Origin of the sequence: Aliidiomarina sedimenti (assembly GCF_003986955.1) — a bacterium.
Classification (GTDB): Bacteria; Pseudomonadota; Gammaproteobacteria; order Enterobacterales; family Alteromonadaceae; genus Aliidiomarina; species Aliidiomarina sedimenti.
In genome coordinates this window covers 17329-42451 of the sequence record NZ_PIPN01000001.1, presented here as the reverse complement: position 1 = coordinate 42451, position 25123 = coordinate 17329, and the positions used below count along the sequence as shown (strand labels likewise).

At 52.0% G+C, this 25123-nt stretch carries 19 protein-coding genes; 7 read left to right on the top strand and 12 right to left on the bottom strand.

From position 1 onward, the window contains the following. Nucleotides 1–24 precede the first annotated feature (24 nt). Nucleotides 25–1251, top strand: a complete 1227-nt coding sequence (locus CWE12_RS00185) for a CsiV family protein (RefSeq protein ID WP_157981895.1) — start codon at nucleotides 25–27, stop codon at nucleotides 1249–1251. A 71-nt stretch (nucleotides 1252–1322) separates the two neighbouring features. On the opposite strand, the gene CWE12_RS00180 is transcribed toward CWE12_RS00185, so the two are convergent. The 6 genes from CWE12_RS00180 to acnA form a co-directional block, all read right to left on the bottom strand. Next, nucleotides 1323–2639 carry a PQQ-binding-like beta-propeller repeat protein gene (locus tag CWE12_RS00180; protein ID WP_126787568.1) on the bottom strand — a complete coding sequence of 439 codons (1317 nt, stop codon included), beginning with the start codon at nucleotides 2637–2639 and terminating at the stop codon, nucleotides 1323–1325. Between the two features lie 236 nt (nucleotides 2640–2875). After that, complete coding sequence (asnB, locus tag CWE12_RS00175) at nucleotides 2876–4891, bottom strand: asparagine synthase (glutamine-hydrolyzing) (protein ID WP_126787567.1); 2016 nt, start codon at nucleotides 4889–4891, stop codon at nucleotides 2876–2878. Nucleotides 4892–4908: 17 nt separating this feature from the next. After that, entirely contained in the window at nucleotides 4909–5979 is a 1071-nt protein-coding gene (locus CWE12_RS00170) for an aspartate/ornithine carbamoyltransferase family protein (RefSeq protein WP_126787566.1), read from the bottom strand. 120 nt (nucleotides 5980–6099) lie between these two features. Next, the gene (locus CWE12_RS00165; protein ID WP_126787565.1) at nucleotides 6100–7527 is read right to left on the bottom strand and encodes a sodium:solute symporter family protein; all 1428 of its coding nucleotides are present in this window, start codon (nucleotides 7525–7527) and stop codon (nucleotides 6100–6102) included. Then, complete coding sequence (locus CWE12_RS00160) at nucleotides 7520–7999, bottom strand: hypothetical protein (RefSeq protein WP_198675655.1); 480 nt, start codon at nucleotides 7997–7999, stop codon at nucleotides 7520–7522. Before CWE12_RS00160 ends, CWE12_RS00165 begins: the two co-directional genes overlap by 8 nt. Before the next feature lie 120 nt (nucleotides 8000–8119). Further along, entirely contained in the window at nucleotides 8120–10792 is a 2673-nt protein-coding gene (acnA, locus tag CWE12_RS00155) for an aconitate hydratase AcnA (protein ID WP_126787563.1), read from the bottom strand. 218 nt (nucleotides 10793–11010) lie between these two features. On the opposite strand from acnA, the gene tesB reads away from it, so the two are divergent. Next, a complete protein-coding gene (gene tesB, locus CWE12_RS00150; protein WP_126787562.1) occupies nucleotides 11011–11871 on the top strand; it encodes an acyl-CoA thioesterase II in 861 nt (286 codons plus the stop codon). Between the two features lie 67 nt (nucleotides 11872–11938). Here tesB and CWE12_RS00145 read toward each other — a convergent pair whose 3' ends face one another. Beyond that, nucleotides 11939–12661, bottom strand: a complete 723-nt coding sequence (locus tag CWE12_RS00145) for a glycosyltransferase family 25 protein (protein WP_126787561.1) — start codon at nucleotides 12659–12661, stop codon at nucleotides 11939–11941. 169 nt (nucleotides 12662–12830) lie between these two features. Here CWE12_RS00145 and CWE12_RS00140 point away from each other — a divergent pair, with 169 nt between their 5' ends. Further along, complete coding sequence (locus CWE12_RS00140; RefSeq protein WP_157981894.1) at nucleotides 12831–13763, top strand: GGDEF domain-containing protein; 933 nt, start codon at nucleotides 12831–12833, stop codon at nucleotides 13761–13763. Here CWE12_RS00140 and CWE12_RS00135 read toward each other — a convergent pair. The 4 genes from CWE12_RS00135 to CWE12_RS00120 all read right to left on the bottom strand — a co-directional run bounded on the left by CWE12_RS00135 (nucleotide 13760) and on the right by CWE12_RS00120 (nucleotide 16821). Next, a complete protein-coding gene (locus tag CWE12_RS00135) occupies nucleotides 13760–14452 on the bottom strand; it encodes a SixA phosphatase family protein (RefSeq protein ID WP_126787559.1) in 693 nt (230 codons plus the stop codon). The two genes, CWE12_RS00140 and CWE12_RS00135, sit on opposite strands and share 4 nt — an antisense overlap. Nucleotides 14453–14534: 82 nt before the next feature. After that, entirely contained in the window at nucleotides 14535–15833 is a 1299-nt protein-coding gene (locus tag CWE12_RS00130; protein ID WP_126787558.1) for an NAD(P)/FAD-dependent oxidoreductase, read from the bottom strand. Nucleotides 15834–15902: 69 nt separating this feature from the next. Beyond that, nucleotides 15903–16487 (bottom strand): CBS domain-containing protein, encoded by a 585-nt coding sequence (locus tag CWE12_RS00125; RefSeq protein WP_126787557.1) that lies wholly within the window; start codon nucleotides 16485–16487, stop codon nucleotides 15903–15905. A 40-nt stretch (nucleotides 16488–16527) separates the two neighbouring features. After that, on the bottom strand, nucleotides 16528–16821 hold the full coding sequence (locus CWE12_RS00120) for a hypothetical protein (protein WP_126787556.1): 294 nt from the start codon (nucleotides 16819–16821) through the stop codon (nucleotides 16528–16530). Nucleotides 16822–17025: 204 nt separating this feature from the next. Between CWE12_RS00120 and CWE12_RS00115 the strand changes: the two genes are divergently transcribed. The 4 genes from CWE12_RS00115 (at nucleotide 17026) to egtD (ending at nucleotide 23479) form a co-directional block, all read left to right on the top strand. Continuing rightward, a complete protein-coding gene (locus CWE12_RS00115; protein ID WP_126787555.1) occupies nucleotides 17026–18063 on the top strand; it encodes an efflux RND transporter periplasmic adaptor subunit in 1038 nt (345 codons plus the stop codon). After that, nucleotides 18060–21164: an efflux RND transporter permease subunit gene (locus CWE12_RS00110; protein WP_126787554.1), complete on the top strand. Its 3105-nt coding sequence runs from the start codon at nucleotides 18060–18062 to the stop codon at nucleotides 21162–21164. The genes CWE12_RS00115 and CWE12_RS00110 overlap by 4 nt, the downstream gene beginning before the upstream one ends. Before the next feature lie 101 nt (nucleotides 21165–21265). Beyond that, on the top strand, nucleotides 21266–22522 hold the full coding sequence (gene egtB / locus CWE12_RS00105) for an ergothioneine biosynthesis protein EgtB (protein WP_126787553.1): 1257 nt from the start codon (nucleotides 21266–21268) through the stop codon (nucleotides 22520–22522). After that, nucleotides 22523–23479, top strand: coding sequence for an L-histidine N(alpha)-methyltransferase (gene egtD, locus CWE12_RS00100; RefSeq protein ID WP_126787552.1), 957 nt, complete (start codon nucleotides 22523–22525; stop codon nucleotides 23477–23479). It abuts the gene before it with no gap. A 79-nt stretch (nucleotides 23480–23558) separates the two neighbouring features. Here egtD and CWE12_RS00095 read toward each other — a convergent pair whose 3' ends face one another. Next, nucleotides 23559–24731 (bottom strand): hypothetical protein, encoded by a 1173-nt coding sequence (locus CWE12_RS00095; protein WP_126787551.1) that lies wholly within the window; start codon nucleotides 24729–24731, stop codon nucleotides 23559–23561. Nucleotides 24732–25123 lie beyond the last annotated feature (392 nt).

Sequence of the window (25123 nt, the reverse complement as noted above, 5' to 3'; positions counted from 1 at the left end):
GCACAGCGACGTACAGCATCTTCTTTGACCAGGTCAGTTCGCCGCAGCTGGCTTTCTTTTGGTTTCGCCAAGCGCGGCTTCAGCACATGCTTAACAACTCTCTGTGCCAGTGCTCTGTTAATCAGCGCTACAGCACATGCGGATGATCAGCCTGGCGCTGATTTACGCTGGTTTGAGGTTGAGGTGCTGGTTTTTAAGCAGGATCCACAGCGCCATGCCGATGAGGAATACTTTCCGCTGCAAATCCGGCCTGTTCCTTTACAGAATCACCTCGACCTGCTCAACGACTATCGCCGTGACCAACTGGCACCCGCGCTGGAAATCATTCCCACCTGTACAGAAGACGACGAAAATCACTGGTTTGAAGTTGTCCAGCGTTTACGCATTCTCAGCGAACCTGCATTCATTACTGGCCAGCGCCAGAAGATGTCACTGTGCAGAGACTCGATTGAAGAGGCTCTGATCACCGGCGCATTCGGTATTAGCGGAGCGGCGGGCTCGCCACGCGCTGAAATACGCGAAGTGGCCGCGCAGCAAATCAATGGTGAAGGTGGCGACATCTACAGCACAGAGTCGCCTTTCCTGATGCCAACTGAGAGCTTTGAGCTAAACTCACTACGCCAACAACTGGAGCGCCAACGAGGTAAGTCTACCTTGCTTCACACCAGTTGGCGCCAGCCCGTTTACAGCCGCAACCAGGGCCGTAAGATCCGCTTATTTGGCGGCCAAAACTACACCAGCGAGTACGATTACCTTGGATTTGCCCATGATTTTGATCGCGTCGTCGCCGACCGTAGCGACAACCCCAACTATTTGTTACAACAACAAAATGCTCCGTTAGAACGGATTCAAAGTTTATTGAACCTGATTGAACAAGGTCAGACACCGTTTAGCCGCCCCGACCGACAAACGGCGGGATTACCAGAACGACCAGCTAATCCTTCTGCTAATCTGCCGCAGGACGTGTGGGAGTTCGACGGGCTGATGCACATCTATCTGGTTGGCAATTACTTACACATTGACGGCGAATTCAATCTGCGCGAGGAAGTCCAGGTTCCGTTGCAGGCTACCTCGCTGGAAGCACAAGCCAATGCAGCTTTACGTCAGGAAGAAGCCGCCGCAAGCTTCTTACGTGGCTATTACTTTAATCAACTGCGTCGGGTTATCAGCCACGAAACGCACTACTTCGACCACCCCAACTTTGGCATCCTGGTGCAGATACGCCGCACCGACTTATCGTCCAGACGCTAGTCACTTCAAAACAAAAAAGCCCCTTGCGGGGCTTTTTTATTAAAGGTGTCAGAATTTAGCTAGCTCAACGCTTAATGATCGTGAGATTCTTCAGAGGTAAACCCAGTCCAAATTAAGCTACCCGGCTCCACATCTAAGTCACGCTGCTCTACCACTTCGCCATCATGTAAATCAACCACAGTAATTCGCTGATGCCCCGGGTCAGCAATATACGCCTGGTGGTTAACCTGGTTCACTGTCATAGCAAGCGCCATTTCATGAGTATCAGACACCACCGTGAACTGACTTTGCAACTCAAACGGATAACTCTCATGGCCCTGCTCGCGTAAACGGAAAATAGTCATGTCGCCTGCAGTGTCGAGAACAGCAAAGCGATCGCCTGTATAGTTAAACGCAACAGAGCCAAATTCCCGCGCCTCGTCAACTTTCCAGTCAAGCTGCCAGCTTTCCCCAGTCGACGTGTCGATCAATACCATGTTCTGCCCTGCACTGCCGATAAAATACGGGCTCTCTTCATGTCCCCACAGTGATCCGACACGACCTCCGAGCGTTTCCGGCATGCTTAGTTTCTCACTCACGAAGCTGCCATCTTCAGCTTCAGACAGCAGCAACACGCCATCACCGCAGCCAAAGGCTACATGCTGTTCATTCAGCGCGCTGCCATGTAAATCTACACACTCATTTTCAAACCCCTGGACGAAATCGAAGTGATCAGAATGACGCTCGTAGACTTCAACCGAATCGGGCAAACCTGTCGCGGTTGCGTCGCTGCGATTGGCGGTGAACAAATAATCTTCACGGATTTCAGCAGCACCATGCATCGAACTGCTTAACTCCAGCTCCGCCAGTACTTGTTCCTCGACAATACTCTGGTCCGAAAAAACCTCAATTTTAGAGGCGATCCCCTCAGCTCCATCATAAAAAAGCGCTCCCCGGTGATGATAAAAATCGTAATGAGTCGGGCGCTCTCCTGCCAAAGTGAAACCAGATAATGCCGGAGCCAGCTCATTGTAATGTGCATGATCGCCATGAGGTTCAGTTTCATAGCCGCTGTCTACAAAGCGGGTTACCCCGGCATCGCGCTGAATGGCAACTGCATAGCGATAATCCGGACTTGCAAGCAAACGCCCTGGGCTTTGCAGATCAAACGATTCCAGTAATTCATTGGCCTCGAGGTCATAGACAAAAGCACGCGTTGCATCCTCACCGTATTCCATGAAAATCAGACGGCCAGTGGCACTGTCCTCATGCTCGTGGTCATCCGCATGGTCATGGTCTTCATCATGCTCGATTGGCTGAATACTGGTTTCTTCACAGGCCGCCAGCAGCAGAACCGCACTGATTGCCACAGCCAGCTTCGCGGGATGAAAGGAAATAGTCGTTATCATTGAGGTTATCTCTTTTTGTAGTTGGTGAACGGGTCATACCAAACAATCGGAGCACACAGACTTGCTGATTGGTTATGATATAACATTTCACTTGGTATGTTATACCGTAACACTTAAAAAGAAAAGTCGATCCATGAATAGCGCTCTAAAGGCACAAAAAAAGCCCCTCGCGGGGCTTTTTCCATGTGTTCGACAAATGTTTTCAACGACTATTTCGAACAGATGTCTTGCAGCGGTTAAGCGTGCCAACCAAGTTCGTCAGCCCGTGCTGCGGCTTTTGCTGGCAGATCCGTTGCGACAAACTGCTTGTGCAGGATCTGAACCCCCAGCATATGGTTAATCACCGCGTCCAGTTGCACCTGCAGCTCTGCCGGCGCATCATCCGCATCATGCAATGCAAACAGCGCATTGACTTCATCGTGATCGAGCAAACCCGCCTCTTCAACAGACTCTTTGTTGAGGTATTTTTTCGCTAAGGCTCGCATAGCAGCCCATTTTTTTGGATCGGTATGTGCCGGAGGTGCCATAAACGCGAATTTCTCGCGTTTATACAGAGTTTCCGGCAACAGCCCTTTCATTGCCTCACGCAAGACCCACTTCTCTTTGTTCTCGCGAATGCGTAAATGAGGCGGGATCTTAAATGCGTATTCGGCCAGTTTATGGTCCAAAAATGCTGGCCGCGCTTCCATCGAGTTTGCCATATCAACCCGGTCACCACCCCAGGTCAGGATCTGCCCTTCGAGCATGGTTTTAGTCCACACATACTGGGCTTTATCGAGCGGATGCCGTTCTGCCAGCATGTCCGCATCCAGGGTATCAGCAATCGCCTTACCAGCGTCATAGCCCTGCATCCGTTGGCGCCGATCTTTTGCCAGCAGCTTATCTGCAAAACCGCTGCAGGACAGCCAGGGTTGCAAGCAACTGGGGGTAAAGCCCATTTTAGCTACGAAAGCATCGCTGACAAATTCTTCCCGTGCCAGCATGGCACCTTTGAATAGCTTGTTGTTCTTTTCCAGCATCGCCTGCCAGTTAGCACGCTCTTCCGGTGGCAGATGGTCCAGTCCGTACATAAACAGATCTTTGCGGAATGACGGATAACCAGCGAATAATTCATCAGCACCTTCGCCAGTCATCACCACCTTGTAGCCAACATCACGAACCTGCTGGCTCATCAGGTATTTTGCCACACCCAGGGTGTTATAGATGGTGCGCTCGGTATGCCAGAGCGTAGTTTCAAAGTGATCATAAAGGTCATTCGAATCAAGCGTCATCACATGATGGTCAGCGTCCGTGGCCTCGGCCATTTCGCGGGCTATTGGCGTTTCATCATAGGCTGCTGAATCGAAACCAATGGTGAAGGCTTTCACCGGCTCCTGACTGGCTGCAGCCGATAGCCCAAGTATCGAGCACGAATCAATGCCCCCCGACAAATAGCACCCCACAGGTACATCAGCAGTCAGACGGTGTTGAACCGCTTCTAACAACTCCCGGCGAACCCCTTCAACGTACTCGTCAGCACGTTTGTCGTCTTTGTCATGTTCATGTTCAAGGGGAAACTCCATGTCCCAGTATTTGCTCTCTTCGATATGTAACTTACCGTTGACCCGTTTAACACTGACCACATGCCCGGGCATCACCTGACGAATGCCTTCAAACGCAGTGGTACCGGGCACCATGGTCTGAATCAGCTGATGGTAAACACCCTCATCTGAGAATTTGCGTGGCACTTCCGGATGGGCAAAAATGGTTTTCAGCTCAGAACCGAACACAATGCCTTTTTCAGTTTGGGTGTAGTACAACGGCTTAACCCCAAAGCGGTCGCGCACCAGAAACAGGGTATCTTCTTCCTGATCATACAGAGAGAACGCAAACTCACCCCGTAAATGGGGCAACATGCCTTGCATGCCAAACCGCGGATACAGCTGCATGATAATTTCAGAATCACTCTTGGTATTAAAGCGGGCTCCTTCAGCCGTTAACTGCGCCCGGATACGTTTAAAGTCATAGAACTCGCCGTTATGGGCCAGCATCAAACGTTTGTCGTCCGATAAAAACGGTTGCCGACCGCGGTCACCGACCAAATCGATAATGGACAAACGAGCATGGGAAAAACCAACGCCCTGCCCGGCTATGGTTTTATAACCGAATCCATCAGGGCCACGGTGGTGCATAATGGCCGCCATATTGACTAAGACTTGTGGCTCAATCATGTGTTTAGGTTGGTTGTAAAAAACACCTGCAATTCCGCACATACGGGTTCAGTCCTCTGTCAAACTACATCAATGACACGTTCTGCACGCTCTACCATGCAGGTTAACAGTGCCATGCGTAAAAATACCGCCCCACGCGCCTGGCTGAAGTACCAGTTGTGCGACGTATTATCGAGATCCTTGGCCAGCTCTTCGCCACGCGCCAAAGGATGCAAAATGATACCGTCCTGCTTAAGCGGCGAGTCGGCATTCAAAATGAATTTCTTCCCATAGGTTTCAAAACCGTCGCCTTCCCAGGCAATGGCGTTGATATAGGTTACATCCAGCGTCGGTAGCACCTCGTCGAGCTCATTCGCCAGGCGTATAGTTAACCCGCGCTCCTCAAGCTCTTCACGCTGCCCGGGGTCAAACAGCCCCTCGTCATCACTGCCATCATGGATAATGACCACTTCTTTGATGCTGGTATGAAACACCGCAAGGCTCTTTAACAAGCTTCGCACCGTGCGCATGCGCCCCGGTATACCTATCACCCCAATACGAATTCTGCGCTCTTCAGGCACCTCTGCCGCGAGCAGCTCAGGACGCCATTTGAAGATCGCATACAGATCCGCCATCGCCTGAGTCGGATGTTCATCGCGTCCATTCCCCGCGTTGACGATCGGAATACGCAGTGTATCCATCATTTTTTCCAATGACTCGCCGTTATTATCGCGCAGCACCACGCAGTCGCCATAGTTGTTGAACATTTCCGCGACATCATCCAGACACTCACCTTTTGCGATCCCGGTGGTGGAACGGTCGGTAATTGACATAATATCGCCGCCCAAGCGGTGCCAGGCGCTTTCAAACGACAGCCGGGTGCGGGTGCTTGGTTCATAGAAGGCGCTGATGAGGATCTTTCCCTGCAGCGGCGAACGGAACCGGGTCGGATTGCTCTCATACTTGGCCGCCAGGCGGAACAGCTGGATCAGGGTATCCCGCGAAAACTGATCCGACGACACAATATGCTGGTTGGACAGTTTTACCAGATAGTCGCCATCTTCCTGGACGCTTCGCAGTAGCGCTTTAGGATGTGCATCTCCGTATACATCAGGCCTCTCGCGGTCAAACGAGGCATCACTTACATTCATATAGTCACCAGATCGTCTTTGCTTTGTAGTCAATAAAAAATAGCGCCAGCAGCACCACAGGTACTAAAGCACCTGCAATGGTTGCTGCCCATACCATCAGGGTTAATGCCGTTAAGGAGATCATTCTGTGTGCTCCTTCTCATTTAACAGATCCCAGTCAAAATGGTTTTTACTCATATAGACGCCAATCGCTGTTATCACCGCTGAGACCAGACATGCAGTCAGCGCGGCGACGTAAAAACCAATCAAAAAGTAACCAGCCAGGCCGCATAACGTGCCCGCCGCCATTGCCCCGGCCGCATATTTGCCTTCCAGCCGTGGCTGATAAAGACCGACTACAATGGGCCAGATCGTGCTGGCGACAAAGGCACCGGTGAAATTCAACAACGCGGCCAGCGTGGTAATTTGTGGCAAACACAGAATCCAGGTCACGACGCCGAGTCCGGCAATGGCGATGCGATTGGCACGAAACAAGGTTTTATCGTTGGCTTTTCGGTTAAGGTGTTTGTGATAAATATCGCGGGTTAACAAGTCTGAGGTCGCAGCAAGCAGTGAATCCAGGCTCGATGCCAGCGCCGAAAAAACCACAATAAAAACCACCACGGCGCCCGCGGTGCCGAGTACCGCAGCGGCCACCGTCGGCCCGACCATATCCGGACTGGAGGGAAAAATTCCCAACTGCGGTGCCGCCAAAGCGACGAAACCAGTCACAATCGGGATGGGGAGCCATAACAGGCCACCGGTTAAAAAGGCTCTGAACGCAACTTTCTGTTTAAATGCGAGGGCTCTTGACCACCACACGTTGGAATGGAAGATTTCCCCTAACCCAAAAAAGATATTATTAAATAAAAACATAATGGCGGCCGGGAATAGCAGGTCGAGCAGTCGCGGATGGTGATCTGCAAGGTTCTGGTGGATCTCAGGCATGCCGACATTGGTCAGCAATAACACCGCGACCAGAACCACACCGGTGATAATAATCAGTGCCTGAATAAAGTCGGTGGCAATCACAGCGCGTAACCCGCCAAACAGGGTGTAGAGTACGCAAATAAATAAAATCGCCGACATTCCGATGTGATAATCAAGGCCGCTCAGCGCCTGCAGCAAAATCCCCCCGGCCATTCCCAGGCTCACTAACCAACCCAGCGCATAGACAAACGAAATCACCATGAAGAAACACCAGGCGGTAAAACCAAAGCGCAGACGGATAAAATCCCCACTGGTATATCCATTTGGCAGCAAGGTTTTAATTCGGGCTGAAATCGGCGCAAACAAAATAAGTCCGAGGGCGGCGAACGAATACCCCACCATCCCCCACAAACCGAACTGGAATGTCAGTTCCGGCGCAACCAGAGTGGTGTTGCTGGTAACCCAGGTTGCCATCGCCGTAGCGGAGGCAAATGCAAACCCAACGTTGCGTCCCGCCAAAGCGAATTCTTCATGGGTAGTGGTCTTGCGCCCGAGAAACCAGCCAAAGGTTATCCAGGCTAGTCCGAATACGACAATGATGGCAAACCCGACCCGGGCATCGAGGGCAAATTCATCCATGACGAGGCTCCTTGTGATTGCGAGCGGCTCGCCGGGTCAGTATCAGCATGGTCACAAGCAGGCTGATAAAGAGCAGTGCCCCAAGGACAAACAGACTTAATGCCTGCCACAGCGGGTAATGAACCACATCCAGTTGGTGAATATTGCTGTATTCACCCGTCCCGGAATGGACGGCACGGAAGTAATAACGGCCATCATCGAAACCGCTAAGGGATAGCTGGCGAAAGGCGCCTAAGGGAGCAAAGGTGTTTTCAACCGTTGCAAACTGCGCGGAGGACGCAAGCTCAATAACAAAGGTATCCTCCTCCGCAACGCCATCCACACGGAGCTGAAAGTACCCCTCGCGAACCTTATCCGGCCCCTGCAATGTTAACCCGGATTGAGCGGTGTCAGCGAGCGCGGCGCCGGATAGCAGAAGGCCTGAGCCCAAAGTGCTCATCACGACGAGGATTCCAAATAGCAGTTTTTGCATGGCATACCGCTCGCGAATAAAAGCCTTCAGGCTATCAAGCTGGTTACATTTGTTCAACAAATCGTGCAGCCTGAAAACGACGCAAGGCAGGTCGAAGCCTGCCTTGCTGTTCGTTTAAGTTTACGCTGCGATTAGCTGACGCAACACATAGTGCAAAATACCACCGTTCTTGTAGTACTCAACTTCATTGGCAGTATCTATGCGGCAAAGCAGCTCAAAAGAAATCTCTTCACCATTGCTGCGCTTGGCTGTTGCCTGCACGCTTTGACCCGCTTTAATGTCCCGGGTGCCGCTCAGCGAAATTTTCTCTTCGCCGGTTAAGCCAAGGCTATCTGCACTTTCGCCGTCCTTAAATTGCAGCGGCAGTACGCCCATGCCAACCAGGTTGGAGCGGTGAATACGTTCAAAGCTTCGTGCAATCACGGCTCGTACGCCAAGTAAGCGCGTACCTTTCGCTGCCCAGTCGCGACTGGACCCGGTGCCGTACTCTTTGCCCGCTAAAATCACCAGTGGTGTTTTCTCTTCCTGATAGCGCATGGCTGCGTCATAGATCGACATTTCATCACCACTGGGCACATGGCGTGTGACCCCACCTTCACTGCCTTCGACCATCAGGTTACGAATCCGGATGTTGGCAAAGGTACCGCGCATCATCACTTCGTGATTACCGCGACGCGACCCGTAGGAGTTGAAGTCTTTAATTGCAACCCCTTTGCTTTGCAGGTACTCACCTGCCGGAGCACTTGGTTTGATGGCGCCGGCCGGCGAAATATGGTCGGTGGTGATCGAGTCGCCAAAACGTGCCAGCACATAGGCGTCTGTCACATCTTCCTGTGCCTTGAGTGGCTTGTCGATGCCTTCGAAGAATGGTGGGTTGGCGACATAGGTGGAGTCATCCTGCCACTCGTAGGTAAGGCTATCCGGGATATTCAGGCTCTGCCAGTGTTCATCCCCTTCAAATAGCGTCGCACCGTATTCTTTACGGAACATATCACTGGCGACCAGTTTCACCTGCTCGGCAATTTCTGCCTCAGTCGGCCAGACATCTTTCAGATAGACTGGATTGCCGTCTTTATCTTCACCCAGTGGATCTTTACTCAAATCAAGACGCGTCGATCCAGCCAGCGCGTATGCCACCACCAGCGGTGGTGACGCCAGCCAGTTGGCTTTCACTTGCGGGTGAATACGGCCTTCAAAGTTACGGTTACCTGACAACACCGACGACACGATCAAGTCGCCCTCATCAACCGCTTTACTGATTTCATCCGGTAACGGGCCTGAGTTACCAATACAGGTAGTGCAGCCGTAGCCAACCAGGTCAAAACCCAGTTCATCCAGGTACTGGTCCAAACCTGCTGCCGCAAGGTAATCAGTCACCACTTTCGAGCCGGGTGCCAACGATGTTTTTACCCAGGGCTTACTTTGCAGGCCTTTTTCCAGCGCTTTCTTCGCGACCAGTCCTGCGGCCATCATTACACTGGGGTTTGAAGTATTGGTACAGGAGGTTATCGCAGCAATAACCACGTCACCATGAGTTAATGTCTGGTCGCTGCCTTCAATCGGCACCTTAGTTTCATCTGAGGTACTGACCCCGGACGATTCCATCAGCAATTCAAACGCATCGTTGAGGCCACTTAGCGAGACACGGTCCTGCGGACGCTTCGGCCCCGCTAACGACGGCTCGACATCGGCCATATTCAATTCAAGAGTTTCGGTAAATTCCGGTTCTACCGAATCGTCGCGCCAGGTGCCCTGCGCCTGTGAGTAAGCTTTCACCAGATCAATCTGCTCTTCGTCACGACCGGTCAGGCGCATGTAGGTCAGGGTTTCTTCATCGACCGGGAAGAAGCCACAGGTAGCGCCATATTCAGGTGCCATATTGGCGATGGTGGCACGGTCAGCGAGCGGTAAATCCGCTAAACCAGGACCGTAAAATTCAACGAACTTGCCCACCACCCCTTGCGCACGAAGCATCTGGGTTACAGTCAGGACCAGGTCAGTCGCCGTTACGCCCTCGCTTAATTTACCGCTAAGGCGGAACCCGACCACTTCAGGGATCAGCATTGAGACCGGCTGACCAAGCATGGCGGCTTCTGCTTCAATGCCGCCCACGCCCCAACCGAGCACGCCGAGGCCGTTGATCATTGTGGTATGCGAATCAGTTCCAACCAGCGTGTCCGGGTAGGCAAATGTCTTGCCATCTTCTTCTTTAGTCCACACGGCTTTAGCCAGGTACTCAAGGTTAACCTGATGGCAAATACCGGTGCCTGGTGGTACCACGCGGAAATTATCGAAGGCTTTCTGCCCCCAGCGAAGAAACTGGTAACGCTCTTTATTACGCTCCATTTCAATTTCAACATTCTTTTCAAAGGCTTGTGGCGAACCAAATTTATCCACCATAACCGAATGGTCGATCACCAGATCGACCGCCGACAATGGGTTTATCTTGTCTGCATTTAACCCCGCTTTAGCCACTGCATCACGCATCGCAGCGAGGTCAACTACCGCAGGCACCCCGGTAAAGTCCTGCATCAATACCCGCGCAGGACGGTAGGCGATTTCACGCGTTGAGGAACGGCTGCCAAGCCAGTCAACCATGGCCTGCAAGTCATCGCGAGTGACGGTATCTCCATCCTCGAAACGCAATAGATTCTCTAACAGCACTTTTAATGAGACTGGTAATTTTTTGATATCCCCCAGCTTTTCTGCTGCTTTAGGCAGGCTGTAGTAATGGTAAGTGGCTTCCCCTACCTCGAGCGAACTCAATGTGCCGAGACTGTCTTGACTTGCCATAACCCTCTCCTCAGATATTACTTCTTGTTCTTGTGATCCAACGGGACCATCAGTGTTCTTTAACTATAGAAAAAATCCTGCTTTTCTCAATAGTTGCAGGCTAAATAGAGAGTATTCAGGAAATTTACATGGATACTCTCCGTGCTACTCACATCAGACCAGGTGTTCTGATAAACTGCTTTCATTCACGCAAACTGTGCACAAGGAAACGTATCACAATGAGCCAGGTACTCAACGACTTACTGAATTTACTGGAACTGGAAACCATTGAAGAAGGCCTCTATCGCGGGCAGAGCCAGGACTTAGGTTTTGCTGCGCTATTTGGCGGCCAGGTGATGGGTCAGGCGCTCTGTGCGGCAAAGAAAACGCTTGAGGAATCCCGTCAGGTCCATTCACTGCACAGCTATTTTCTACGTCCCGGAGATGCCCATAAACCCATTGTCTACGATGTGGAAAATATTCGCGACGGTAAGAGTTTTTCGACCCGCCGAGTGCAGGCCATTCAATATGGTAAGCCTATTTTTTATATGACCGCATCTTTCCAGAGTGCAGAAGACGGCATTGAACACCAGGCTGAGATGCCAGATGTACCGGGACCTGAAGGGTTGGTCTCTGACCTTGACGTTCACCGTGCCCACGCCGATCTTATTCCAGAGCCGTTGCGGACTAAATTTACCAGTGACAAACCAATCCTGATGCGTTTTGTCACTGACTACAATCCGTTCAACCCACAGAAAACAGAAGCTAAGCGCTACGTTTGGATCAAGGCAAATGGCGACATGCCAGATGATCTGCGCATTCACAAGTACCTGCTTGCTTATGCTTCAGATTTCAATTTTCTACCGACCGCGTTGCAACCGCATGGATTAAGCTTCGCCTCACCAAAAATGCAGATGGCGACCATCGATCATGCGATGTGGTTTCATCGTGATTTCCGCATGGATGACTGGTTACTGTATGCCATTGATAGCCCGAGCGCGTCCAACGCCCGCGGGCTGGTGCGCGGCCAGGTTTTCAACCGGGCCGGTACCCTGGTTGCATCAACCATGCAGGAAGGCGTTATCCGTAAACGATCCTGACGCGTGCCAACCAAAAAAGCCCCGACTGCGGGGCTTTTTGCTTGAGTTCAGGTGTTAAAGCCAATGGCTAGTTGTCCTGCATCCGCCGTTGCCAGCGATACTTCAGGCCTTCTTTAAATGCGACCAGGCGCCGAACCTGATGCTTTTTCATCAGTGCCACAGGCTTTTCAAGACGGCCTAAGCGATGACTAATCTGCACTGGATAAGGCCGGATACCGCGAACCTTCAGGCCCGGCTGCCAGGCCCACTGGAAATCCACATCCAGTGGCCGGAAGAAACTTTCACTCCAGTTAAGCATGGTTTCCGCGGCATCCCGGGTAATTACATAGGCGCTGGTTCCTAACGGAATATGCGGGTAGCGAACCAGAGTGGACGCCCCGCAACGCTCAATGCCCTTACTTTTGACTCGTGCATAAGGTTCCGCTAATTTAAGTACGTGCCATGTCTCCTCCAGTTGCGCGATGGTGCGTGGCAGGTAGGAAAAGCTATTGGCCAGCAATACATCGTCTTCCAGCACAATAGCGAAGTCGAGGTCATCATCGACCATCCGTTGCCAGGCCATACGGTGATTCAGGTACGTCGCTATTTCACTGGTCGTCATTGAGCGGTAATACTGCTGGGTATTGAGATTCTGGTCATAGCGGGCGTAGTCAGCGCTTTCCTGCACATCCTGACTACCCATTGCTTCAATACGAACAAAAGACTGGCGTAGTCGACCAGCCTGGATACGAAAATGTTCTAAACGTGTTTTTTCGTCTGCCCGGTTAAGGACATAAATTTGGTAGCGCATTCAACTCTCATCTAATGAATTAACCCTGATCCTGATAGAAGAGAATTCTGAGTCTTTATGACGCGTCCGTCAGCCTGGTTTACAGAAGTTTTACGCGCTAATGAACTTTTTACCGCAGCGTCGCGAATTATTACGTATACTTAATGCAAACATTGGTGAGATTACAATCATGCATAAACTGCCATCTCATGAACACCTCCAGGTTTACTTCGAGCGAAGTGACGATTTGTTCGGCTGGTTTTCACCCGACGACATACTACTTTACGCAAATGCCCGCTTGCGCAACCTGTTCAACCTGTCCAGCCGTGACCAGCGTAAACTAAGCTTTGCTGAGATTATTCGTGACTGTTTCAACGCCCAACGCGGGCCGCTAATCGAAACAGACTGCGTCGACGACTGGCTGCAACATGCACAGACCAAACGGCGTAGTGCCCCGCACCGGCGTTTCCAGCTCGACACAACTGACGGACGCTGGTACATGGTCAGCGAAACCTGTGACACCGCAGGCTATCTCTTTATGCATGGGGTCGATATTACCGACCTGGTTGATCGCACCAACGATCTCACTCAGGAGCAGCGCAAATTGCGGCGCCTGGCCAATACCGATGCACTCACTGGTGTCTTTAACCGCCGTGCGTTCGTTACCGCTATCGAAAATCATTTTGAACAGGTTCAGCGCGATCCGGCCTGCCTTATCCTTATAGATATTGACCATTTCAAGCAAATCAATGACGACTTTGGACATCCCACCGGGGACCAGTCTTTAGTCCGACTGACTGAGATTTTCTCTCAGCATATCCGCCCTGGGGACACGCTAGCGCGCATAGGCGGTGACGAATTCGCTCTGTTTTTGCGCGGCGCTACAGGCAAAGCTGCACTCGATGTCACCGCGCGTATCCGTAAAGCACTACAAAAAAAGCCACTTCATATTGAAGTGGCTGATAAAGAATTTGACGTCTGCATCCGTTGCTCGTTCGGCATTGCCTTTAGTTCAGCGACCGCCGATAACTTCGAAAACCTATACAGCCAGGCTGATGACGCCCTGATTGAAGCCAAGCAAAAAGGCCGTAATCAGGCAGTCGCACAGGCTGAAAGCAGTTAGCGAGCGTCCAGAATTAACGGGGCTACCAGGCTAATAGTGCGCACTGGTGTTTCGTTATCACTATCGATAAAAAGCTGAAACAGGTCACCGTACTGTTCTTCACTCATTTGTTCAGGCAGTTCGTCTCCAGTGGCACCCATCCCCTGTAACAGGTCCGGCACTGTGTTGCTGTGGCCGATCACCAAGGCGTTAACCGCCTCCTCTTCAATTTTTTGCAGCAGTTGCTCGCTGGCATCAGCCTTGTAAAACTGAATCGGCACCGACAAAGCTCTGGCTAAAGGCAGTGCCGTACTGACACTGCGCCGATAATAGGTGCTGTAGATAGCTTCGATATCTGCCTGGCTTAGCATTTGCGCTAAACCATCTGCACGGCGGTAGCCGTCGCGGGTCAATTCAGGGTCAAGTTCGCTGTCTTCCTTCTCGGCGTGACGCATAATGTAAACTACAAAACTCTGTTTCGTCGCTGGTGGTTCCGTTACCACGACCGGGGCATCGGCGCTGTCAGCCGTTTCCCCATCCTGCTCCTGCGTCTCTTGCAGATCTTCATTTTGCAATTCTTCGTTTGCAGATGCCTCTTCAACCACTACAGGAGGTGCTGTCTGCTCATTGTCGTCACCAGAGGCCCATAACGCGCCAGAAAATACCAATGAAACAGTCAGCATTGCGGCCGACCCTATTCGTGCAAACATAATCAGTACCCAAATTAATTAGACCTGACGCTATTATGCATGCTTTTCCGATGCAAATGAACCTGAGGTAACACAAATGAAATCAGTGCAACTTCATTCTCGGCTTGAGGTAATAGTTAAAGCTGTCAGCGACCATGGTCAGGCTGGTTTTGGTCACCCCGTGAATGGTCATTTGGTGCATACGGTATAAGGACGAATACGCCAGCCGTGCCATGATCCCTTCAATAAACACACCACGCCGCGCCAGTCCCCCCATCAGACTGCCGACCGCGTCATAATCGGCTAAAGAGACCAATGATCCGCGGTCCTGATAGACAAAGTCGGTCAGTGCCTCACCATTTAAACAGCGTTTTATATTGCCCGCCAAATGCTTAGCCTGTTGGTGCGCCGCCTGCGCCCGGGGCGGCACCGCGCTGTCCTCGCCCTGAGGGCAATAAGCACAGTCGCCAAAGGCAAATATACGTTCGTCATCGACACTTTGCATCGCTGCGGATACATTCAGCGTGTTGTTTTTGTTGCAGCTTAAACCAAGCTCAGAAAGAAACGGCGGGGCTTTGATACCCGCGGCCCAGACGCTCAGATCGGTGGCAATGAAGTCATCATCATTGGTATATAAGCCCTCGGCTGTGGCTTTTTTTATTGAGGTCTCGGTGTGCAGCCTTACCCCTAACTTTTCCAGTTCTTTATGCACCCGCTGACTCACCTTCTCACTCAGCGGCGGCAGAATGCGTTCTGCCATTTCTATAATCTGAATATTCAGTCTGCTGTGCTCAAGGTCGGTATAGCCGTAATTGTGCAGCATATCGGACGCTTTGGTTAACTCTGCAGCGAGCTCCACCCCGGTCGCTCCGCCACCGACAATACCGATTGAAACCTCGCGCTGTTCATTGCTACTGGCATCATTAATGCGTAAAAATGTATTGAGCATCGCCTTGCGAAAGGATTCTGCCTGCTCGGCGGTATCAATAAAGTGACAATGCTGCCCCACCCCTTCAATTGAGAAGTCGTTGGCCACGCTACCGACCGCCAGCACCAGATAATCATACCCCAGCTCTCGTTGCGGAAGTATTTCGGCCCCGTCCTCGTCTAATAGAGGCGCCAGCGTTACCGCCTGACGTTCTCTGTCGAGGGACTGCAAACTGCCGCGGACAAAACGATAGTGGTGATTTTTTGCATGGCCCTGAAACGAAACTTCATCCAGATTCGAGTTCAGTACACCAGTCGCAAGTTCATGATACAAAGGTTTCCAGACATGGGTTGCGGCGCGGTCAATCAAAGTAATCTCTGCTTTGCCTGACTTTCCGAGCTGGCTGCCTAAACGGGTTACCAGCTCTAACCCCCCTGCGCCACCGCCGACCACAACAATCTTGGGTACCTGCATAATGCCTCCTGTTTCCTTTTGCTGTTGAGTATAGAAAAAAGGCCAGCAAATGCTGGCCTTTTCGAAGTGTTACTCAATGTCATCACTGTGTTTTATCGCATGCAGTATATCGACGAAGGATTCCACGTGGTGTCGCACCTGAACCGATTCCCCCGTACGCTCGACGATATTTAATGATGACACCAGACCGACGATCTGGCCTTCCTCCTGCACCAGCAGAAAGTCCTGGCCGCTCTTTTGTAAGGTGGCAACCACATCCCCTATCCGCGCCCGTTCAAGTTGCTGGTAGGTGATTAACGGTAGCTGGCTGATTGGTTTCATCAAATAATCGACGCTGAGGTCATCGTGGGCAATGCTCAGCTCCTTTGCCAGCCGCACAGCCTGACGGCCATGCAAATCGCGCAATGCTAGTACACCGGTAAGTCGCTGCTGGTGGTCAAAGACACATATATAACGAGCGCCCGCGCCGTCCATAATGGCATCAGCATGTTTCAGTTTGGTCGACGTGTGCACATGCAGCGGGTCCTGGTCGGAAAAATTATCCAGCACCATCCGTGCGGGTTCGTTCCAGCTTAACTTAGTGCGGGCATTTAATTTGGCTAACGGCAGCTGTGCTGGCATTGCAGCCCAGCTTAAACTTGTATAGTGGCTCATAAGAACCCTCCTGAAATTTCAAAAGACCGGGAAAAATGGTTTAGAAATTCAGTCGAGCAGGAGGCGCTCTGGAATAGTAAGGGGCATAAACAGGGATGGCCTGAACCGGCGACGTCCGCGAGAACCCAGACTCTGGGCTGACAGGCGCTAGTGGCAGGGAACTAACTAATAAGTACTCCGGGTCGTCGCCCTCAAAATCCTGCGACTGCAGCAGACTCAGATGTTCATGTGCAACATCGTGATACCCATCAATGGAGGCAACACTCTGCAGCGGAACGCTGGTAAACAGCCCGCCAACAAACAAAAACATGAACAGAGTGCGGATACGACTCATGGAGCTAACTCCCTACTTCTACTACAATAAAAGTACGCTCACCATTAGAAAAATACAAGTAATTTTTAGTCTCTCCCGACTCCTTTAACGGTTGACACCGTAGGGCTTAGTTGAGAATAATTATCAACTAGAGATCAGTAACGGACTAATCTTTTTCGACATTCTTCCGTATACCTACACAACAAAGACAACCACGGACCGCTGATGGACTACTCAAAATTTCGCTATGCACTGGTTTTCTGCTTTACCCTTAGCTGGCTATTTAGCAGCCCCGTAATCGCTCAGTCTGACGACCAGGCATTGGTGGTGACTGAAACATTGCGTTTTGAGCAGCAAACGCAACGGGTCGAAGCGGTCGGCACTGCGCAGGCGTTACGCTCAGTGATTCTTTATCCAGCCGTTGCTGACCGGGTTACTGAGGTCAACATTGTGCCTGGAAGCAGAGTCAACAAAGGTGATGTTTTGGTGCAGATGGACGCCCGCCGCCAGCAGGTTGCGCTGGACCGCGCACGTATCCAACTGGCGGATGCTGAACGTACCGTGGACCGTCTCACCCGAAGCCGGGAGCAACAGGCCATTCCCCAAAGTGAGCTGGACGATGCGGTAACCGTGCGAGACCTGCTGCAAGTCCAGCTGACCGAAGCAGAAACCGAGTTTGAGGACCGCAAGGTAAGAGCCCCGTTTAACGGCGTGGTTGGCATTACTGATGTTGAAGTCGGCGATCGGATCAACGAGCAAACGGCGATCACCACCCTGGACCACCGTGACCAGCTTTATATCGATTTCCGGGCACCCGAAAGCGCCCTGGATTTACTACAGAGAGAAGCCGTATTGCGAGTCAGCCCCTGGCAACAACAGGGCACCGAAATCGACGCTCAGGTAGCACAAATTGACTCCCGGCTGGACGTTGAAAATCGCACTATTCGCATCCGTGCCTTAATTGACAATGCCAACGACAGCTATCGGCCTGGCACCAGTTTCAGAGTAAGCCTGCAAACCGAGGGTGAAGCCTATGCCAGCATTCCGGAAGCCGCTTTGATGTGGGGGCCAACCAGTCCCTATGTATGGCGCGTAACCGACGGTCGCGCAGAGCGGGTCGATGTGCAGATTAAACAGCGCACGCGGAGTCGCGTGTTGGTCGACGGTGAACTGGAGCAAGGTCAGACCCTGATTACCGAAGGTGTTCAGAACGTTCGCGAAGGCCAGGCCGTGCGTTCACAGACTATGGAAAATGACGCATGAGTGCAGACAACGACAGCTCCCTCTATTCGAGTCATTCTGACCTTCCGACCCTGTCGATCCGGCGACCTGTTCTCATTATTGTCCTCAATTTACTGATTATCATCGCCGGTTTTGCCGCCTTAAACGGAACCGAAGTGCGTGAGTTGCCGGATGTCGATATGCCGATGCTCACCGTCAGCGCCAGCTTCCCCGGTGCAGCCCCGGAAACCATGGACACCGAAGTAACCTCTCGCTTGGAAGGCGCCGCGGCCCGGGTCAGCGGTGTGCATGCCATCTACTCTTCGAGTGAAGAAGACAGTACCCGCATTGTGGTCCAGTTCCGCGCTGGGGTGAATATCGATAACGCCGCCAATGAAACCCGTGAAGCCATTGCCCAGATACAGCGTGACTTGCCAGATGGTGTGGAGCGGTTGTCAATTATCAAAGCCGACAGTGATTCACGCCCGGTCGTCGCCATTTCGATTTCCAGTGACCGCCTCGATCTTGAAACCATGACTGAGCGCATTGAAACTGATCTGGCTCCCCTGTTTCTGAATATCCCCGGGGTTGCTGATGTCCAGCTCGATGGTGCCCGCGAGCGCGTCGCCCGGGTGATGTTAGATCCGCTGCGGCTGAATAGTTATGATCTCACCGCCAGCCAGGTTGCCGATGTCTTACGCCAGGCTCCTTTTGATGTGCCGGCAGGGAGCTTACGCAATACTGACCAGCAAATTATTGTGCGAGCCGATGCCAGCTCAGTAACTGCCGAACAACTCGCTGATATTGTCATTACCGGCGATACCCGCGTTGGTGATGTTGCTGATGTTTACTTTTCGCCGGCTGACGCCACCAGCATGGTGCGCCTGGATGGGCGAACTGTTATTGGTATCAGTGTCATTCGTCAGGCTGGTTCAAATACGATTGAAATTTCCAATGAAGTCTCTCGGGTCCTTGGCGACGTGCGCGAGCGATTTCCTGAACTGCAGATGCAGGTCACCACTGATGACGCGGTATTTATCAAGGACTCGGTACAGCAGGTCGTAACCTCGCTGGCATTCACCATTGTGCTGGTTATCTTTACCTTACGCCTGTTTATTGGTTCTTGGCGGGCCACCGTCATCCCCGCCGTGGCGATTCCGGTGTCCTTGGTTGGTGCTGTCGCGGCTATCTGGTTACTGGGCTTCTCGATTAATATTCTTACGTTGCTGGCGTTGGTGCTGGCAACCGGCCTTATTGTTGATGACGCCATTGTGGTCACCGAAAATATTCAGCGTCGCCGTGCGTCAGGTCTGGGCTCACGTGCTGCCGCCGTGGTTGGCACCCGCGAAGTATTCTTCGCGGTGGTGGCAACAACCGCAGTACTGGCCGCTGTGTTTGTGCCAATTGCCTTTCTACCTTCGACTGCAGGTCGGCTGTTCCGTGAGTTTGGCGGCGTACTGGCGGCAGCAGTGATTATTTCATCCTTTGTCGCCTTGTCATTAGTCCCTGCACTGACCGCGCGCCTGCCACTCAGTAAGGGCAGAGAAAGCGTTCTCGCCCGCTTTGGTACTCGCTTAATCGACAGCTACGGGCGCACCTTGCACATCGCACTGAATCACGCATGGTGGGTCCTGCTCGGTTGTTTGGTGCTTGCCATTGGTGCCGGCAGTGTCTATCGCGTCATCGACAACGAACTGTTACCCCCTGAAGACCGCGGTATGATCCGGATTATGGCGCAGGGGCCAGACGGCGCAGGCCTGCCCTTTATGCAGCGTCAGGCCGATCGGATGGAAGAAATTCTGCTGCCGTATCTTGAGGACGGCGAAATCGAAAGCTTATATACCGTGGTCGGTCAGTGGGATCCAAACCGGGTCTTCATTACGGTTCCGCTAACCGACTGGAGTGAGCGGCCGCGCTCGCAACAGGAAATTATTAACGAAATCCGTGGGCCGTTGGGCGCTATTCCAGGCGCTCCAGGCAGAGCTTTCGGCGCCAACAGCCTTAATATGCGTGGCCCCGGTGGGGGTGGTATTGAGTTCGCCCTGACCGGCAACGATTACCAGCAAATTTATCAGGCTGCCCGCGACTTCTCGCAACGTATCGAAGAAGAACTCCCCGAACTGGGCAACGGCCAAATTTCCTATCAGCCCACCCAGCCGCAGTTACGGGTTAATATCGACCGACGCAGAGCAGAAGACTTAGGGGTCGAACTATCCGATATTTCGACAACTCTGCGCGTGGCCATAAACGGTGATGACCTCGCCGATTTGAATATCGGCGACCAGGCAGTTCCTATTATTCTGCAGGCCAACCGTAGCCAGGTTAATGACCCCAGCGACCTCAGCAACCTGTATCTGCGAGCCCGCAGCGGCGAATTGGTTGCCTTATCAGCGCTGGCGTCTATCACCGAGGAAGGCGTAGCGGCGGAGCTTGAACGACACGTACAACGGCGGGCCATTGAAGTCAGTTTTGACCTGCCCAGTACACTGCCTATTCAGCGCGCAGTAGAAAGCATTCGCGAGCTGAGCCGGGCCGAACTACCTGAAGGAATCGGCCTGGTCTTCCTTGGTGACGCCTTAACCTTTGAAGAAACCGCACGGGAAGTGACCCTCACCTACATACTCGCCTTGATCATCGTATTTTTAGTGCTGGCGGCCCAGTTTGAAAGTATCAACAGTGCCATCGTAGTCATGCTGACCGTACCGTTTGGTTTGGCAGCCGCCCTGTTCGCGCTCTTTATAACCGGTAACAGCATCAATATTTACTCACAAATTGGTCTGGTCATGCTTATCGGGCTACTCGCCAAGAATGCGATTTTACTTGTCGAGTTTGCTGATCAGCTGCGCGACCGCGGCTACGAGGTACGCCAGGCCATCGAAGAAGCAGCCCGTATTCGTTTACGGCCAATTATGATGACCCTGGTGTCCACCCTATTAGGTGCCCTGCCCTTGATTCTCGCCTCTGGCGCGGGCGCTGAAGCGCGCAGCGCCATCGGCTGGGTTGTGTTTGGCGGTCTTACCATTGCGGTACTCTTTACCCTCTATTTGACCCCTGTGCTTTACCTCGGTATTGCCCGGTTTACCAAACCCCGTGCCGATGAAGGCAAACGTCTGCAGGAGGAACTGACAGCCGCTCAGGACTAGGGTGTTGCGCATTGGCGGATGAAGTCAGTTTCGACAAAACTGGCTTCTCCGTCTATGGTTGAAAACGAACTTCCAGTGATTCTTAACCGCAGGCAGTACTGATGTTGAATTATCGTTCAGTCAGGGAACAAACTCTGGCGCTGACAAAGGGACTTTCGGCCGAAGATATGATGCTACAGTCGATGGCGGACGCCAGCCCGACCAAATGGCATCTGGCTCACACAACCTGGTTCTTTGAAACCTTTCTGTTACAGCCTCATTTACCTGGTTATCAAGTATTCAACCCGCACTTCAGGTACCTCTTCAATTCCTATTACGATGCCGTAGGTGAACGTCACCCCAGGCCGCAACGCGGCTTGTTGTCGCGACCCGGGCTGAATGAAGTCATCGACTACCGCCGTTACGTCGACGAGCAGATGGATGAGTTGCTTGCGACCCTCCCTGCCAGCCTTAAATCTGTCCTGACCATAGGATTACATCATGAAATGCAGCATCAGGAATTGATTCTGACAGATATTAAACACGCGCTGTCGCTTAATCCCTATGCCGACGGTTTAGTCGCTGACTCTGCGGTAAAGCGACCCCAGGTTAGCGACGACGGTTACACGGAATTTGACGGGGGCTTGGTGCACATTGGGCATGCCACTGACAATGGCAGCGATGATAGCTTTGCTTACGATTGTGAACGCCCCCAGCACCAGGTTTATAACGCGCCCTTCGCCCTCGCAAACCAGCTGGTGAGCAACCGCCAGTGGATGCAATTTATTAAAGACGGCGGTTATCAGCGCCCTGAACTGTGGCTGTCAGAAGGCTGGGCCCTATGCCAGCAAGAGCAATGGCAGGCGCCCCTGTATTGGTTCAAAAAGGATAACCAGTGGTATCAGTTCAGCTTTCGCGGTCGCCACCCGGTGGCCCTGGATGAGCCGGTTTGCCATGTCAGCTATTTCGAGGCAGACGCCTATGCGCGTTATGCCGGTGCGCGCCTGCCAACTGAAGCCGAATGGGAACAGGCGGCAACAGCGCAACCCGCTAACACGAAGGCGCAGGGACAGTTTCTGACTGTGGACACTGCGCACCATCCTGCTATGCCAGCGCAGAGCGGTTTGCAACAGCTCTTTGGGACCCTTTGGGAATGGACTCATAGCGCTTTCCTTCCCTACCCCGGTTTTACCCCGGCGCAAGGCGCGCTCGCCGAATACAATAGTAAATTCATGATCAACCAAATGGTTCTGCGAGGAGGTTCCTGCGCGACCCCGGCTGCGCAAATCCGCAGTAGCTATCGTAACTTTTTCCACCCTTATCAACGCTGGCAATTTAGTGGTGTACGGCTGGCAATGACTCTCGATAACGAGGTATAGATGAGCAGTTTACCGACCCAAAGCAATGACCCCGCAGTGCCTCAGGCCGACACATTTTTAACCGATGTTTTAGCCGGACTGAGCCAGCCGCAAAAGCAACTATCCCCAAAGTATTTCTATGATGCGCGCGGATCTCACCTCTTCGATCAAATTTGCCAGCTGGATGAGTACTACCCCTACGCATGTGAGATGACCATGCTCCCTGCGGTCGCCGAATCGCTCGCTCAGCGCTTTCGTCATCCGTTAGAAGTGATTGAATTCGGCGCTGGGTCGTTGCATAAAGTGAAACCCCTGCTGGACAACATTAGCGCAATCAGCCGCTTCATCGCGATTGACATATCTGGCGACCACCTTGCTCTGGCCAGTACTAATTTAAAAGCACGCTATCCGCATCTCGAGGTCACCGCGGTGGAAGGTGATTTCACAGAAGCACTGCGGTTACCAGCCAGTGACGACAAGCGCATGGGCTTTTTCCCGGGTTCAACGATCGGCAACTTCTCCCCCGCCGATGCGACCCACTTTCTGCAGAACGCCGGACAGACCCTTGGCCAGGGCCAATATATGCTGTTAGGGGTCGATACCAAAAAACCAAATGATGTACTGCAAATGGCGTACAACGACAGCAAAGGGGTTACCGCTGCATTTAATAAGAATCTGCTGGTACGTATAAACCGTGAACTGGATGCGAATTTCCAACCCGACCATTTTGCACACCGTGCTTTTTACAATTCTGATTTAGGCCGCGTTGAGATGCACCTGGTGGCCACCCGGGAACAACGTGTCGACGTCGCGGGGCGTGAAATTCACTTTGCAGACGGAGAAACGATTCATACCGAGAACTCCTACAAGTACCACCAGAACGAATTCGAAAGCTTGCTTGAAAAGGCTGGCTGGCAAGCCGTGGAATGGTGGCATGCACCTGACAGGATGTTTTCGGTGGTGCTGGCTCAAAATTAGTCCCTCCTGACCCGGAGGCGCGAAAAAAATAAAAAACCCCGGGACTCAGGTTCCGGGGTTTTTCTTTCAGGTAGTCAGACTAGTTCTGAGTCACCTGCGCATAGTTAGCAGTACCCAGCTGGGCAATGCTCATGCTGCTGTTATCCGACAGCTGGTGGCCCTGGATCAGGTTATTGCTACCCACCTGCACCAGGTCAACGTCACCCCATTCGCCGCCCACTTCAAAGGCGCCACCACCGATACCCTGAATGGTATTGCTGGAACCATACTGGCCAAAGCTGGCCGTATTGCGAATATTAGAAACCAGCAAGGTGAGGCTGTTCAGTTCACCAAATTGCTCGGCCTGAACATCGTTGTGGCGTGATGAAAACTCAACTTCAGCGCTATTTTCGTCACCCCACTGAGACCCTATGTACTGGTTGTCATTGCCAGCAACGGAAATATCCAGATAGTTGCTGGTACCTTCCTGCACACTGTCAATATAGGTGCTGTGGTGATAGATCTGATCAACATAGGTTTCGTTGTCCGAACCATACTGTGCCGCACTGATGAAATTGTCATCGCCGCGAAGGACCACTTCAGCGATGTTCTGATTACCATCCTGTTCAATATAGAAGGTATTGAAGGTTGAGTTTGAGCCGTTTAAACGGGTGTAGACATCAACACTGGCATAGTTATTCTGACCGCTTTGCCAGGTATCAATCGCGGTGTCGTTAGCGACGCTAACGTAGCTCAGGCTTTGGTTGCCATCACCACTTTGATAGGCGTTCAGGCTGTTATTGCTGTTTTCAAGCAAGGTTTCAACCTGGTTATTACTGCCGTGCTGCTCTGCACTAACGCCGTTATAATCGCCATACACCTCAGCCTGGATATCGTTCGAACCCGACTGGAACAGCGACCCGTAGTTATTACTTCCTTGAGCAAAGTAATCAATACGGTTACCAGCACCGGCGCCTAGCTGAGTCAGGTCAAGACTGTTGTCGTCACCTTCCTGCCAGGTAACTGCCTGGTTATCGTACCCGTCCTGTAACGCGTCAAGCGAGCTTCCAATACCTGCCTGAGTAAAATCCAAATCATTCATCACACCGATTTGAGATGCCACAACAGACTGGGCGGCACCGATCTGAGTAATCAGCGCCGTATTTTGCGATCCGTCCTGTGTTAAGTCTGTCTGGTTTGCTGAAGCGACACCGCAAATTGCAACTGAAACGGCTAACGCTAATACTGATTTTTTGATTGTTAGAGTAGACATGATAAGAGCCTTCTTTATTAAAATCAGGCTGACCGACGTTTTATTATTAGTATGCGTATCAACCTATTCCTGACACTCAACCATTGAATGTCAGACCTGAATTCAGATACTTACCAGCATCGTCGTTCACTGACTCAGTGTAGGCTCACCACTGCCTGCGACAATCGTAATTTAGGGCGACATGATATTTACAGGAGAGTAACGCATGCTCAAGAAAGGTATTAGTTTTTAATAGGTTAGAAGTAGAACCAGAGGAGGTTTACTTGCAATTGTCTAACCCAAATGGACTGTTAATGCCCTATAGATCAAGCAGTAAAAAACAGCTCATAAGGCTATTCTTCTGATTTATAAGAGTTTTTAATTTAAATACCCTCACCCGAAACTCGCTCTGG